Here is a 14,362-nt window from a genome sequence, read left to right on the forward strand (position 1 = left end):
TTGATGAAGAACGTATTGAAATCTAGAATTCCTGAAATTAAAGTTGCAAAAAATCTTGAATAGCAGCCACGATTCGTTCGGAAGCTTGTCCATCTCCAAAGGGGTTAATCGCTTTGGCCATAGTGTTGTAGGCTTCTTTATTTTCTAAAAGAAGGCTGGCTTCGGCCAAGATCTTTTGGGTACTGGTGCCAATTAGTTTGGCGGTACCGGCTGTGACGGCTTCAGGTCTTTCGGTGGTTTCTCTTAACACCAATACAGGTTTGCCAAGACTGGGGGCTTCTTCTTGTAATCCTCCAGAGTCTGTCAGTAAAAGATGACACCGTTGAATCGCTCCAACTAAATCGGTATAGTCTAGGGGCTCCGTCAAGAAAATGCGAGGATGTTGACCCAAGATTGCGGTTAAGGGCTCTCTGACTGTAGGGTTGCGGTGCAGCGGCAGGATTAATGCGGTATCGGGAAATTTGTCTAAAACTTGAAGGAAACCCTGAGCAATATCTTGTAAGGGTTCTCCCCAATTTTCCCGGCGGTGAACGGTTGCCAAAATGGTTCGGTATTGGCTCCAGTCTAGATTGAGAATATTGCAGGATGGTTTTTTGTCGGCGACGGTCAGGAGGGCATCAATAACGGTGTTGCCGGTGTGGTGGATCGTTCCCGTGACTCCAGAAGCTTCTAGGTTTTCTACTGCTTTAGTAGTCGGTGCAAAGTGGAGTTGGGTGATTTGGGAGATCAATCGACGGTTGGCTTCTTCTGGATAGGGGTTGTAGATATTATCGGTGCGTAAGCCTGCTTCGACATGTCCTACAGGAATTTGCTGGTAAAACGCGGCTAGGGCTGCAGCAAAGGCTGTGGTTGTATCTCCTTGTACCAGAACGGCTTTGGGCTGCAGTTCTTGCAAGAGTGTCTGTAATCCTTGCAAACTCCGGCAAGTGATGTCAGCCAGAGTTTGTTTGGCCTTCATGATGTCTAAGTTATGGTCAGCTTCGAGATCGAAGATCTGCATCACTTGGTCGACCATTTCTTTATGTTGCCCTGTCAGTAAGACTTGGGTGGCGAATCGAGCATCAGACCGGAAGGCTTGAATCACAGGTGCAAGTTTAATGGCTTCTGGACGCGTCCCTAAGACGATACAGATCGGATGGGGAGAATTTGGCATGCTGGCGCTAGAAATGCATAAAGACCATACTACTGAAAAACCCGGTTCATAACCGGGCTCAAGCTTCAAGATAACTCATGTTTACCGTAAAAGAGAGGCGCAGTAATCAATCACTGCGCCTCTCTTTTTTATATTTTGTTTTTAGTATTGATGAGGCAACTAGTTGCGATCGCAAGTCAAAGGACAAGCAGCATAGATGGTGCTGCTGATGGGATTGGCTTTGCCATTGAGCCAACGTAACCAACGCACTTCATGGGGGTGAATGCCTTTGAAGGTCAGCATTGCAGCGCCCACTATAATTGCCAAGGCGTTAGCAGCCAAAATACCGCCTGCTACCAAAGCAACAGCGCTCATGGGCAATACTGCCTGGAGTGCAACGGCAGCTAATGCTCCGCCAGTAGCCATCAAGACTACCAGGGGGAAACCCACCACGAGCCAACAAACGGTCAATGTAAAAGTCCAGATCAAAAAACTCTTAGCGATAAACACAAAGCTAGGTTGCTTTAAGTGAGAAGCTTCAGCCAATGTCATTTTTAATTCCTCCCGCCAACCAACAGCGACTAAAAAAATATATTGTCGTCAAAGTCTTAATTCAAGTTTTCTTAGTATAAAGAATGAAAGTAGCAAAACTGGTTGATTGTTCAACATTATTTACATTAAAGCGAAAATGTTAAGACAATATTAATCTCTAATATCCTGAAATCTGATGCTGATTAGCGTGTTTTTGAATCTGTGAAATCCTTTTGAATAAAAGGTCTCAGGTGAATATGCAGGTTCGAATTAAGACAAGATAAGTTGATGTATGAAAACTGCCCCATTGATCCCCATCATTAACTTAGTTTATATATCCCTCTCTTTCTCTCAGTTTTCTCCTATGAATTCTTGGTATAGCTGGCTTCAAGCAACAAGATTTTTATCCTTCTGAATGGTGATGAATGCTGAGTTTTTGCTTCAAAGACCTCAAACCCTTGGTAATCGGTGATGTCTATTTTGAAGTAGAAGAAAGATTAGATGAGTATAAATACATGCGTATAAATAACTACTAACCCATCAAGAATTTTTGAACATTCTGATGGGTTGTTTGGATAGCTATCGTTTATTCGCCAACGCTATAAGTCACGGACAACGGCATTGAACGACTCTGAACGGCCCTGCATTGAAGGATGAGAGGGCTACTCGGTAGCTGATTCTATGTGCTATGTAGATGTGAAAAATCAGACTCCATCAATCAGGTGGGAGCATTTATATGAGCTGCTCTATGATGATGGAGTCTGATTTTTCCTCCCATTACCCATGATATTCAGTCAGTGATTGAGACCTACGTCTTGGCAATTCCAGACAAAACGTTAAATTTTTGGCGTTGATGGTGAACACTCTTTAACAAACCATCAGTTGCAAATCAAGCAAGATCGCCCTTTTTGGCTTCATCGTTGAGCACTGAAGAGTATTTAAACCAGTATGTCCATCGCTTGAGATAAGTATTGCTATGACAGATTATCAGCGTCCACCCTTTCCACCCCCACCCGCACCATTGCCCGCAGTTCCACCTCCCCCTCATCGCGATCACCGCTCGGAAGGAGACGCGATGGATACAGAAATGATTGCTACCCCGACGAAGGTGGTGCCAACTCAAGTGGTGAGCGCACCCCCGCCTCAAGCACCTGAGGAACCCACCGCCTTCCCTCAAACGCAGCCCTATGCTGGGTATGGGCAGACAGCAGTTGATAATGGTGAGCCGACTCAATCGACCTTACAGATGCGAGGTCGACCGCCTGGAACTGGCGTTACCTTGGAGCAACTGGTTCGTGAAGCCTTTGAGAATAATTTTTCGGATATTCACCTGGGTGTAGGTGAAGCGCCTCGTTTCCGAGATCGCGGTCGCCTAGAACTATCTCGTCATCCTGTGACGGATGATACGACCTTTGAATATTGGTTAGAAGAAATTTTGACCCCTGAAGAAATTCAGCGGTTTCATGCCAATCAAGAATATGATGGCGCCACCCAATATGACGGCATGGCCCGGGTTCGAATCAATATTTTTGTCAGTCTGAAAGGGCCATCGATGGTCATGCGACTGATCCCCTTAAAAATTCTGACTTTAGAAGATCTCAATCTACCTCTTGTCTTTCAGGATTTGTGTCACTACCACAAGGGCTTGGTTTTGGTAACAGGACCCACCGGATCTGGTAAATCGACAACGATGGCGGCAATGGTTGATTACATCAACACAGAAATGCCGAAACATATTATCTCGATTGAAGATCCAATTGAATTTGTGCACCAAAGTCGCAAGGCGATGATTCGCCAGCGAGAAGTAGGGATTCACACCCAAAAATTTGATAACGCCCTGAAAGCGTCCTTGCGAGAAGACCCTGATGTGATTCTAATTGGGGAAATGCGGGATCGCGAAACGGTGAATACAGCCCTCAAAGCCGCTCAGACCGGTCACTTGGTGTTTGGAACCCTACACACCAACAGTGCTGTCAAAACGATTGAGAGAATTCTCAACCTGTATAAGCCGGAAGAACAAGAACCCATGCGGGTTCAAGTGGCAGAATCCTTGGTGGCTGTGATTGCACAGTCTCTCGTGCGAACCACCGATGGCAAGCGAGCTGCGATTCATGAAATCATGATTAACACCGACGCCATTAAGGACTACATTCTCCGAGGGGCGATCGAAGAAGTCGAGGCGATGATTCCACAATGTAGTTATGACGGCATGGTGACGATGAACCAGTGTCTGCATAACCTCTACGAGGAAGGCCGCATTGATGAAGAAACGGCTCTAGAAATGTCTCCCAAGCCCAATGAAATGGCTCAAATCCTAAGGGGACGGATCTAGTCAGCCCTGGAGAGGTCTGTTATAAGGTATCTGATAGGTCTCTGGTCTAACATTGACTGCTGAATCAACTTTGTGACTACCTTGCGATCGCAGCCTCTCCCCTTTCTATATAAAGGTCTCGCCCTGTTTACACCGGGGGGAGACCTGATTTATTGCGTCGATCCAAGCAAGCAAGACCACTGGCACTTCCAGCTCTGTCAAGCACTGCAAACGTTGCTGCATTTGCCAGAACCGCCCCTTTTTCTCGTCCCTTGCTATACGGCAACCTTAGATCGGTGGTTACATCCTCAGACCCAACAGCTGCAAATTTCAGCTGAAGCTTATCCTCGTGTCTGGCGGTATCGCAGTTTGCTGAATGTGCTATTTGGGTTGTCGGCAGAGCATTGGCACATGATGTCTACCCCAGTCGACACTTGTGATGCAGTGGTCCTCAATAGCTATAAACAGCAGTTTCCACAGCTGTGGAAAAATCACAATTTAGTGATTCGTTTAGATCAAGTGTCTATGAGTTCTAGCCCTACCCCTGATTCTCTGGATGCTTTACCAGCAGATAAAGTCGAGCCGAATCCGGTGGAGGCTCAAGCCCATGGCTCTGATGCGGATATGTCTCAAGGTTATGTTTTACGTTTGTTTGTTGCTAGCCATAATATCCGTACGAAAAGTATTTTAGAAAACCTACATCAGCTGCTCGATCAAGTGTTAGATGTGCCTTATACGTTAAAGGTGATTGATGTGGCGAAACATCCTGAGCGCGCAGAAGCAGATCAAATTGCAGCGACTCCCACGTTGGTAAAAGTTTGGCCCGAGCCAGTCCGACGACTGGTGGGTGATCAATTAGAAACGGATAACGTGATGCAATTGCTGGATGCCTTAGAAACTAGCTAGAAAAACTGAGTTTTGGATGGCTTTTCAAGAAGTTTGAATCCCTATGATCTGGATATGAGTCATTCCTCACAAATAGAGGGATTCTTGGGGAATTCAAATTTGTCGATTGCTTGGATTCAGATAGTTGACAAATACGCTTTATTCACAATGGGTCTTCTGATACACTGGCTCGGCAGGGATAGGGATTCGCGCAGCTGTGACCTTTGATTGGATCTTTTTTGATTGCTTTAATACCCTCATTGATGATTTTGATCAAACGGGGGAAGAGTTAGCACTGCTTCCAGTCTATTCATTGCCTGCTGAGGTCGGTTTATATGCTTCTGCAGCTGAATTTCGGCGAGATTATCATGCTTGGCGAAATCGCCAATGGCAGTCTGAACATCGTGAAATTGAGATGGGCGATCGTTATCAGGCTGTTCTGCAAGAAAAATTTCCATCGATACCCGTGCTAGAGCTGGAAAAGATGGCATCAGAAATGGTGGATCGGTTTCGGGTGGGGTATCAACAGTCTTTGCGTTTACCGGATGGTGTCCAAGAAATGCTGCAGTTTTGGCATGGACGGGTGCGGTTGGGTGTGGTTTCCAATTTTTATATTCAAGGTTGGCCCACAGAGCTATTAGAGAGTTTTGGGTTACGGTCTTATTTTGATTTTGTGATGGATAGTGCAGCCTGTGGTTGGCGAAAACCGGGACCACATATCTATGAACTGGCCTGCGATGTAGCGAAAGTCACTCAGGCGGATCGTCACAAAATTTTGTTTGTGGGGGATCATTTACTGAATGATGTATTGGCACCTCAAGAATTAGGAATGCAGGGCCTCTTTTTTGATCGCTCTCAGGTACGGCCTACCTATGCGCCTTCGACCGAAGGCGTGAATTCTATTACTCAATGGAATCAATTTCGGCCTGATTTTTGCTAAAAGTAAGCAAGTCAAGCTTGAGTCTAGTTGAAGAATTCTTCTGATTTTGTTAAGTCAGCTTTAGCTTTGTTCGGATACCCCATATCGAAGTGAATCTCCGCTCGTGATTCATAGGCCCATGCATTTTTAGGATCTATTGAAAGGGCTAAGTTCAAATCTTTAAGTGCTGCTGGGTAACGTTCTTGCTGCTGGTATAGCAACGCTCTCTTAATTAAAGTTTCAGTATTCTGAGGATTGATTTGTAAAGCTGTGCTGTAGTCCTGAATTGCACCGTTTTGATCACCGATATTTTGCTTTGCGTTGCCTCTTCTCATCAAAGCTTCAATATTTTCTGGATTTTGCTTGATTTTTTTAGTGGCTTTAGCGATTTCGGGCAACCACCGTATCTCATTTCCTTTTTGGCGATCTGCTTTAGCTTGATGTAGGTCTCCTGCTAATGTGTGAGCTTGGCTTCGAAGATAGTATGACTCAAAGATGTCAGGGAATTGATTTATAACCAAGTTTGCATCTGTAATACTACCCTCTATGTCTTTGAGAGCTAATTTTGCGTAACCTCGCCTCAGATAAGCTGTTGAATCTTGTGGATTGTTCTGAATTTTTTGGGTTGCTGTCTTGATTTCCTGACGGAAGGCTTCTTCATTTTGCTGAGAGGCATATTGTTTGAAGTTCTCTACAGATCGACGAAATTGGGCCTCACGTTTCTGAGATTCTGATTTTCCTACGTCTTGAACAATAGCTTCAAGTTGACGTGGTGAGAATAGTGAGTAAATTCCTCCACAAATTCCGACCACTAAGCACACGAGGTAAATGATTGATAATCCTATGCGTGACCTCAACGGTGCAGTATCAGTCCGTTGCATTTCAAGGATGCCAGATGCGATCGCTTTTTTCTGAGCATAGGAGAGCTCGGGTGCGTCCTGCAATTTGGTAAAAATAAGTTGGGCTGCAGCTGCTTCATCTTGCTCAGGTATTTCTCGTAAGTCTTGTCGTAATTCAGAACTCCAGCGAGCTATCTTAAAACTTGCTGGAATAGATGCTGCGATTAAAATACTGAAGATTAATATGAGTGGGTTTGATAATCCCAGCAAAAATAGCATCAATGCACCAAAGCTTTTGTAAATGCAACCAAGGTAAGGATTGCGTGAAAAGACTAGTAAGTCTGAAATTTGACCACCATCTAATGGATAAATAGGCAGAAGATTAAAGAGATTTAAAATAATTAATATACTGCTCGTTTCTTGCCAAATGTTTTCGCTCAAGTTGTTGAAAAGACTGGCAAATGCTTGGCCAGAATTACCAGCGATAGCGATACCGATGCCTAGAATTAGTCCTGGTAATGGACCCGCCAGAGAAATCCAAAATTTTTCTGTGAGCGAGGCATTCTCTTTGCGAGCTGTAGCTAGGGCTCCTAAGAAAGGGATAAATAGAACTGAAGGTGAGCTATAACCAAATAGCAGCATTGCGAGTAAGTGCCCTCCTTCATGTAGGATGATTGCACCAATAAAAATTAGTAAAGCTATGGGTTCAAATTGAGTGGCAAAACTTGCTGTAAATGCAGCGAGCGATGCAAGGATAAGCCATTTTGATTGACTTTTAGTCTCAACACTTCTTGATGCTCTTGACTCAAGAAAAGTTTGGGTTTCATACTCAATCTGAGTGTTTTGATCAAGCGTATAAGTCGTTTTAGTATTTTTTGGTGAAAACCACTGTTCAAATAAAATGTTTATAACAAGCTTAGTAGCATTTTTAAAAGAGTGGCGATAGGTATTTCCTTCTTCTATCCAATGAAAGTTGCCACTATTGACTGACAACGTGGTGTGAGCCTTATTATGTTCCATGAGCTTGGTATGAAAAGCGTTAGGCTCTAAGGCTATAGGAGAAACTGTACTTTTTCTAAGCTGTAATTCATGGGTATATAACAGATCATTGATTGAAGCATGGACAAGACTCTGCTTTATCTCACCAGAATAAGGTAGAAAAGAACCATAGTCTTTGATGTTTGTTGTAATTACGAAAGTACTATTTTGCAAAATGCTTAGCATTTCAATAAAGATACTTTTCTGGACATCTTGAAAAGGTTGAAGAGCAATTAAACAACAATATTTTGAGGAACTAGGATCTTGAAAGAGTAATTCCCATGCGGGTGGATCATTGGCAGTTGTAAAAATGTGATAATACCCAATGAATTTAAAATTTAAGCTTTTTAGATTTTGTATATAGTCTTTGAGTGCTTTATTAATAATTGGGGGGAATTTATCTGGATCGGAAATCTCAATTTTTGAGATTGCCTGAACGATTTGTGTCACCTTGTAGCTGGCAAAAATGACCAGAGATAGAAAAAAGATAAAGCTAACTAATATTACTAAGGCTAGATTGGACAGCATATTAATAACTGAGAAAAGAAAAGAAGAATACGATTCTCTAGGGAGACCTACCTTAGTTTTCCCTGTTATTATTTCTAGGCAGCATTTGTTTATGCCTAATTTTTACCGAGTTTACACAAGATAAATGCTTATTGATGGTGATACTGGTCAAAGCTTGTTTTTGAATCTGCTTATACTGAATGTTCGAGATTTTTGAGCTATTTGATTGCTGATTGAACATCATCATGATGTTGTGAGCCTTGATGTTCTTTCTTCGATCGCTAGTATTTGAAACGGTTAAAGAATGAGAGAAGGGCAATTACCTCGATAAGTGATTATCAGTTTCAGGTCCGTGGCTTAAGAGTTTAGCTTGGGTGGGTTGGCGGCTATCTTTGGCAATTGGGGTTGATATCTTCGCTTTATAAGCTGTTGTGATAGTCTGACTGGATTGACGTGTGCCTGGGAGTTAACTGTGGAGAAATTGCGAGTTGGTTTAGTGTTTGGGGGATGTTCGGGAGAGCATGAAGTATCAATCACCTCAGCGAAAGCCGTTCGCGGTGCGCTCCAAACGGCGCCTAACCCTGATAAATATGAGGTTGTTCCTTTTTACATCCATAAAAATGGGTGTTGGCAAGCCGGTGAAGTGGCGAATCACGTTTTAGAAACGGGAAAACCTCAAGATCAAGCAGAAGAAGGCAATCGATGGCAGTTTCCCGATGCCGCAGCCTCTGTTGATGTATGGTTTCCAATCCTGCATGGCCCGAATGGAGAAGATGGGACCATTCAAGGGCTGTTACAGTTGATGCAAGTGCCTTATGTCGGTTCTGGAGTGTTGGGCTCGGCGGCTGGCATGGACAAGATCGCCATGAAAACTGTGTTTGCAGCGGCGGGATTGCCTCAAGTGAAGTATGTGCCCGTAACCCGAGAACAGGTTTGGTCCGATCCTTGTGTGTTTAAGCAGGTGTGCGATCGCATTGATGAAACCATTGGCTATCCCAACTTTGTCAAACCCGCCAATCTAGGATCTTCCGTCGGTATTTCTAAGGTCAGATCTCGGCTGGAACTAGAAGCAGCGTTAGATAGTGCCGCTTCCTTTGATCGCCGTATTGTTGTAGAGGCAGGCGTGGTAGCTCGGGAAGTGGAATGTGCTGTTCTCGGCAATGGCAAACCTCGGGCATCGGTGGTAGGAGAAATTAGCTTCGATAGCGATTTCTACGACTACGAAACGAAATATACGGAAGGACGGGCGAGTCTCCAAATTCCGGCCCCCTTGCCAGCGGACATCACCGAAAAAATTCAAGAGATGGCGATTAACGCTTTTATTGCGGTTGATGCAGCGGGCTTATCGCGGGTAGATTTCTTTTATGTGGAATCTACGAGAGAAGTATTGATCAATGAAATCAATACCTTGCCTGGGTTTACGTCAACCAGTATGTATCCCATGCTCTGGGGAGCTTCCGGGGTGGAATTCCCCGAATTAGTGGATCGGCTCATTCAGTTGGCTGTGGAATATCATGCTCCATCTGATTAGTGAGGAGGAACGACTTGACTCGTGACGCTCAAGTTTTGGCGAACGGGATTGGCGGTGATTAGATCAAAGGTCTGGGTGGTAGTTCCCCAGGATTGCATAAAGGTCTGAAGCAAGGTTTCTTGTTTGGCTCTGAACTGATCAACATTGCCTTCTCCGTTAATGACTGCGAACCAGATGACTCCCTGATTCTCGGTGGGTAAGGCTCCAGCAAGGGAACTGACACTATTCAAAGTGCCCGACTTGATCACCGATTTTTTGGGGAGGGGTCGTTCATTATGTACCCCTGGATCAGTCCCAATCACGGCAAAAATATCGGCAATGGTCATTTCTTGAGGATGCAATAGGCGAGCGATGGCTTGAAACATGCCACAGGCTGCTCTGGGTGAGATGCGATTATCGACTCCTAAACCCGAACCATTGATCAGTTGAATTTCTTGAGAAGGAACTCCGGCTTCCTGGGCTGCAATTTGAGCCACCTGCGGAGCGCCACCAACATACTTTGCTAGCATCTCGGACATGGCGTTATTGCTGTATTGGTTCATTTTTTTGAGCAGTTCAGCTACGGGGAGGGAGCGGTGCTGAATGATTGGCTTGACTAGATCTGGGCGTGTGGCTGTGGTTTGAATACTCCCTGCGATCGCAACTTCAGGCTTTGGCGTATCACCTGGCAAAGTTTGGTATTGCGTTTGGGCTTCTGCAGGCCAGCGGGTGTGATCGAGTCCCTGCTGTAATAGCGTTCTTGACGTAACAGGGTCGGACTCATAGTTCATATAAAACGGACCGACCACGATTAAATTGCCGCTGACGCTGCGAATACCGTTTTGGTTGAGGAGGTTACCGAGTGCGATCGCATCTTCCCACACAAAAAACGGATCAGACCCTCCCTCAATCACTAAATCTCCTTGCAGTTCACCGTTCTGAATCGTGCCAACATAGCCAATTTTGGTTTCAAATAGATGGTCGGGTCCTAGTTTCTTTAAAACTGCTAAGGAAGTGGCAACTTTAGTCACAGAAGCAGCTGGTAAAGGAATGGTGCCTTGATGATTGGCGAGTAAGGTATCTTGAGTTTGAATCCATACTCCTTGACTAACAATAGGTGCTCCTAATTGGGATAAGTATTCCTCGATCTGAGGATTAGCAATAGTTGTCGGATCCGCAAGTCCTAGCTTCAGAGGTGGAAGTGCTGCAGGGGTACTGGTGGTTGGCTTGGGTAAAGGTGTTGCAGATGGCTTGACGTCTGAGTTGCTGCACCCGCTGAAGAACAGGCTGAGAGCAATAGGAATAGAAACGGTAGTTTTGATAGAGGGCATGGTGAGATATACATGCAATTGGCAATTCTTCCACATCATATGCTCTAGTGATCGAGTCAGAGTAGGATGAATATTTCTCTGCTTTTTAGGCGAGCCATCATCCACTATAAAAATATTTTTGTATGATTGTATAAAATTAGATTTGTTAACTCAAAATAGTATGAGATTGTTGATCAGGTGCTTAAGTATTTTTCAGAATAAAAATATTGGCTTAGATAGAGATCTAGAATGATGCAGTCAAGTACTCTCTGTATTCTGGAGTTTAAAGTTACGCTTTTTAATTTAGCCGCTTTTAATAACAGCTTATGAAGTCTCAAACTAAGACTCTCTCCTCATTCATGGCTATGCTGACGGCTACGCTAATGGGAACAACAGCCTCACTGATTCTGAGGGATTGGAGGGTGATAGCAAATGCTCAGCCAATTTCCAACACTTCTACCTCGACCACTATTTTTGCGGAAGATGGTGTTGCGATTCGAGGTACGGATCCAGTGGCATATTTTACGGTAGGCAAGCCAGTCCCAGGACGTCAAGAGTTTGCTTATGAATGGAAAGGCGTAACGTGGTTATTTGCCAGTGCTGAACATCGAGACTTGTTTGCCAATGATCCAACAGCCTATGCGCCTCAATATGGAGGGTTCTGCGCTTATGGATTGAGTTACGGTGCATTAGTGTCGACTATGCCGGATGCTTGGTCTATTGTTGATGGCAAGCTTTATTTGAATTACAGTATCGCTATTCAAAAACAGTGGCAAGAAGACACCGCTGGTAATATTGACCGAGCCAATCTAAATTGGCTGAATTTGCAGTCTAAATAGTATCACAAGCCTGAATGAGATATCTTTTGGGTCATTTCGTGGATTTTTTGCTCGTACCTTGTTGTAAAATCCAACCGCTTTAATAGCTGCATCAGTCGCTGCGTGAGTTGAGAATTATCGATGCAGGTGCCAAGTATCTCAACCGCTTCGTCAAGATTAACAACATCATAGGTTGCCTGCTCATCGTCCAAAGCCTCGATTTCATCAAACAAGTTTTCAAGCCGCTGGGTTGATTCTTGAGTGTTACCCAGTTTGGCAGCACAGAGAGCTAATTGCTCATCTCGTTTGAGCTTGCGCCATAACCATTCAGGGTGTTGTAACAAGAGGCTGTCCATATCAACGGCGAGATAGGACTGATAGGCCGATTGCCAAACACCAAGGTCATGATAGCAATGGGCTTGATATAGAATTGCCATTTGATGTTCGGGTTGTAGAGCATGGGCATGCTCAAAGCAACTTAAAGCTTTCCTTTGGTATGGAGATTGAGGCTCATGCCGAGCAGGATGGTTGTAGTACAGTAGCCCTTGTCTGAAGAAAATGTCTGCATCATCAGGGGCTATGACTGCTGCCCTGTTCAAAGCTTGTTCCGCATCAAGTGCAATCTGAAGCCGTGTTTGATGTTTGGGAGTGTGCCATTCTTCAACCCAATCCGAGGCAGATATGGCTAAAGATATCAAGACCTCGATGTTGTTAGGATCTGCCTGTTCAGCAGCCGTATAAATTCGTTTTAATCCGGACCAGCCATCTTCAAACCTCTTGTGTTCGAGAGAGATTGCTAGACGCCGGAGTAATTCTGACTGATCTGGATCAAAATCCTCAGCTGTGGAAATAAATTGGGCAATTTTATCGTTTGTGACCCTAATAAGCGATGCGTTTTCCGTAAAGACTTCAACTAATTCGGAAGGAAGAGGCAACAGGTCCATCGACAAGCAAGACTGTTATGGAGCTTAATGCTCTCAGTGTAGTCAACAAACCTGAACATTAGCTGGCAACTGACATAAAAGTTGGATCCTTAGGTATCAAGGCGGATATCGTCCCATTCATCACGACTATGCAGCCACTCAAAAGCATAATGACGTTGGACTAGCACGTCATAAATTAAGTCATCCGGAACAGTATTGGTTTTGAAAGCTTGCCGAGCATAGCAGTGCAGATTGTAGACCCGATCATCTTCGACCAGTAAAGCACCAGGTGATCGCAGCTTAGATGAAGCAATAAATGCAGCAATCGGATCACCCAGGGTGGGCATGATGTCATCTACTAGGGTTGCTGTATCACACGTTTGTGTGGGCAATCCCAGGGATTGGACTTTAGAGATAGCCCAAAGCAAGGTCCATTCCGCCTCTACGCGCCAACATAAAGGACTGCGGTCCTCGTCTGTTATTTCCTTGGTGGCGAACCAAGTTTTTTCTAGGGGGGAGACACACTCCCATATCTGCTGATCTTTAAGCCAGTCAACCAGGAGCTTTGAATCAACTTTGTATCCAACAGCAGCGACGGTATGCAAAATAATGGATCGAATGGCAACTTCTTCGACTGAACGTGGGCATTGATTTCCTTCTTGATTCTTGAAGGGAACGGTTGCTTCGATGCATAGGTCGTGCCTCAAGTAATTGTGGGTTGAGTATACTAGAGGCTCAGCTCAGCTTCTAACCTACCCATGCAATGCCCACTATGCGGTCATTCCAAAGCACACAAGCATGGCAAGATGCCCAACATGCTTCAACGATACCGTTGTCCTGAGTGCCAGCAGACCTTTACTGAACGCTTTGATACCCTTTACTATCGTCGTCAGGTGAGTCCAGAGCAGGTCCGACAAGTTCTCCAAGCCCATGCAGAAGGGAGTAGTCTTCGAGGTATCACTCGGACCAGTGGCCTGGCTTACAACACTGTAGTCTCTCTAGTAAGAGCTGCTAGCCAACGATCTCAGCAACTCCATAATGGCCAAGTGCAAGCCGTTGAAACGGAGGATGTCAGTGCAGATGAAATGTGGTCCTTTGTGAAAAAAAGCAAAAACACTGTCTTCCCCATGAGCTAGAGATGGGTGATTGTTGGATGGCGATTACCTTGGCAAACACAAGCGGCGTGATCCTCTCGTGTCGTGTGGGCAAGCACACCGATTCATTATTGAATGAACTGGTGACTAGCACTGAAGGTAAGACCGATTGCAAGGACTGGAATAGCGACGATTGGGGGGGGTACGAAAGAGTGTTGCCTTGGGAGATTGACCATTACATTGGCAAGGACAGAACTCAACGACTCGAACGCACCAATGGCATTATTCGACAGCACAGTGGTCGATGGCATCGACGCCAGAACAAATTTGGCAAAGTGTGGGCGCAAACCAAAGTCACTGCTCGATTAGTGGTCAGCTATTTCAATTGGATTTGGACACACAGTCGGCTTAAAACAACGGCGGCACAACGTGCTGATCTAGCCTCGCGAGCTTGGCATTGGGATGACATACTCACCTACCCCACAATTGTTTGATGCACGACCGATGCATACGCCATGAGCTTGAGCCCATTCTATTGTGGTGGT

The 14,362-nt window shown here is 44.9% G+C and carries 12 protein-coding genes; 6 read left to right on the forward strand and 6 right to left on the reverse strand.

Annotated features, from left to right (window positions below; translation table 11 throughout):
- Positions 1 to 37: 37 nt before the first annotated feature.
- Positions 38 to 1,153: a non-hydrolyzing UDP-N-acetylglucosamine 2-epimerase gene (wecB, locus tag I1H34_RS26330; RefSeq protein ID WP_212663788.1), complete on the reverse strand. Its 1,116-nt coding sequence runs from the start codon at positions 1,151 to 1,153 to the stop codon at positions 38 to 40.
- A gap of 159 nt (positions 1,154 to 1,312) precedes the next feature.
- A complete protein-coding gene (locus I1H34_RS26335) occupies positions 1,313 to 1,684 on the reverse strand; it encodes a hypothetical protein (protein WP_212663789.1) in 372 nt (123 codons plus the stop codon).
- A 955-nt stretch (positions 1,685 to 2,639) separates the two neighbouring features.
- Here I1H34_RS26335 and I1H34_RS26340 point away from each other — a divergent pair.
- From I1H34_RS26340 to I1H34_RS26350, 3 genes are all read left to right on the forward strand, one after another.
- A complete protein-coding gene (locus I1H34_RS26340) occupies positions 2,640 to 3,995 on the forward strand; it encodes a type IV pilus twitching motility protein PilT (RefSeq protein ID WP_212663790.1) in 1,356 nt (451 codons plus the stop codon).
- A gap of 72 nt (positions 3,996 to 4,067) precedes the next feature.
- Positions 4,068 to 4,880: a circadian clock KaiB family protein gene (locus tag I1H34_RS26345; RefSeq protein WP_212663791.1), complete on the forward strand. Its 813-nt coding sequence runs from the start codon at positions 4,068 to 4,070 to the stop codon at positions 4,878 to 4,880.
- Positions 4,881 to 5,076: 196 nt separating this feature from the next.
- Positions 5,077 to 5,799 (forward strand): HAD family hydrolase, encoded by a 723-nt coding sequence (locus I1H34_RS26350; RefSeq protein WP_212663792.1) that lies wholly within the window; start codon positions 5,077 to 5,079, stop codon positions 5,797 to 5,799.
- A gap of 23 nt (positions 5,800 to 5,822) precedes the next feature.
- On the opposite strand, the gene I1H34_RS26355 is transcribed toward I1H34_RS26350, so the two are convergent.
- Positions 5,823 to 8,183, reverse strand: coding sequence for a tetratricopeptide repeat protein (locus I1H34_RS26355; protein WP_212663793.1), 2,361 nt, complete (start codon positions 8,181 to 8,183; stop codon positions 5,823 to 5,825).
- 451 nt (positions 8,184 to 8,634) lie between these two features.
- Here I1H34_RS26355 and I1H34_RS26360 point away from each other — a divergent pair, with 451 nt between their 5' ends.
- The gene (locus I1H34_RS26360) at positions 8,635 to 9,693 is read left to right on the forward strand and encodes a D-alanine--D-alanine ligase family protein (protein WP_212663794.1); all 1,059 of its coding nucleotides are present in this window, start codon (positions 8,635 to 8,637) and stop codon (positions 9,691 to 9,693) included.
- Here I1H34_RS26360 and I1H34_RS26365 read toward each other — a convergent pair.
- On the reverse strand, positions 9,690 to 11,003 hold the full coding sequence (locus I1H34_RS26365; RefSeq protein ID WP_212663795.1) for a D-alanyl-D-alanine carboxypeptidase: 1,314 nt from the start codon (positions 11,001 to 11,003) through the stop codon (positions 9,690 to 9,692). The genes I1H34_RS26360 and I1H34_RS26365 overlap by 4 nt on opposite strands.
- 344 nt (positions 11,004 to 11,347) lie before the next feature.
- On the opposite strand from I1H34_RS26365, the gene I1H34_RS26370 reads away from it, so the two are divergent.
- Positions 11,348 to 11,821, forward strand: coding sequence for a YHS domain-containing (seleno)protein (locus I1H34_RS26370; protein ID WP_249369665.1), 474 nt, complete (start codon positions 11,348 to 11,350; stop codon positions 11,819 to 11,821).
- Positions 11,822 to 11,823: 2 nt separating this feature from the next.
- Here I1H34_RS26370 and I1H34_RS26375 read toward each other — a convergent pair whose 3' ends face one another.
- On the reverse strand, positions 11,824 to 12,744 hold the full coding sequence (locus tag I1H34_RS26375) for a hypothetical protein (protein ID WP_212663796.1): 921 nt from the start codon (positions 12,742 to 12,744) through the stop codon (positions 11,824 to 11,826).
- An 89-nt stretch (positions 12,745 to 12,833) separates the two neighbouring features.
- Positions 12,834 to 13,430 (reverse strand): DUF4272 domain-containing protein, encoded by a 597-nt coding sequence (locus I1H34_RS26380; RefSeq protein ID WP_249369667.1) that lies wholly within the window; start codon positions 13,428 to 13,430, stop codon positions 12,834 to 12,836.
- A gap of 51 nt (positions 13,431 to 13,481) precedes the next feature.
- On the opposite strand from I1H34_RS26380, the gene I1H34_RS26385 reads away from it, so the two are divergent.
- Positions 13,482 to 14,311, forward strand: a protein-coding gene (locus I1H34_RS26385) for an IS1 family transposase (protein WP_212662238.1) whose coding sequence is annotated in 2 segments (ribosomal slippage) — positions 13,482 to 13,823 and positions 13,826 to 14,311 — 828 coding nt in all. Because the reading frame shifts where the segments join, the coding sequence is not laid out codon by codon here.
- The last annotated feature ends 51 nt before the right edge of the window (positions 14,312 to 14,362 follow it).

The sequence above is a fragment of the Acaryochloris marina S15 genome (assembly GCF_018336915.1).
GTDB lineage: Bacteria > Cyanobacteriota > Cyanobacteriia > Thermosynechococcales > Thermosynechococcaceae > Acaryochloris > Acaryochloris marina_A.

Excerpts from the sequence above, each read along its gene's own strand:
- wecB (WP_212663788.1), bottom strand. The coding sequence starts at position 1,153 with ATGCCAAATTCTCCCCATCCGATCTGTATCGTCTTAGGGACGCGTCCA.
- I1H34_RS26335 (WP_212663789.1), bottom strand. The coding sequence starts at position 1,684 with ATGACATTGGCTGAAGCTTCTCACTTAAAGCAACCTAGCTTTGTGTTT.
- I1H34_RS26340 (WP_212663790.1), top strand. The coding sequence starts at position 2,640 with ATGACAGATTATCAGCGTCCACCCTTTCCACCCCCACCCGCACCATTG.
- I1H34_RS26355 (WP_212663793.1), bottom strand. The coding sequence starts at position 8,183 with ATGCTGTCCAATCTAGCCTTAGTAATATTAGTTAGCTTTATCTTTTTT.
- I1H34_RS26365 (WP_212663795.1), bottom strand. The coding sequence starts at position 11,003 with ATGCCCTCTATCAAAACTACCGTTTCTATTCCTATTGCTCTCAGCCTG.
- I1H34_RS26370 (WP_249369665.1), top strand. The coding sequence starts at position 11,348 with ATGCTGACGGCTACGCTAATGGGAACAACAGCCTCACTGATTCTGAGG.
- I1H34_RS26375 (WP_212663796.1), bottom strand. The coding sequence starts at position 12,744 with ATGGACCTGTTGCCTCTTCCTTCCGAATTAGTTGAAGTCTTTACGGAA.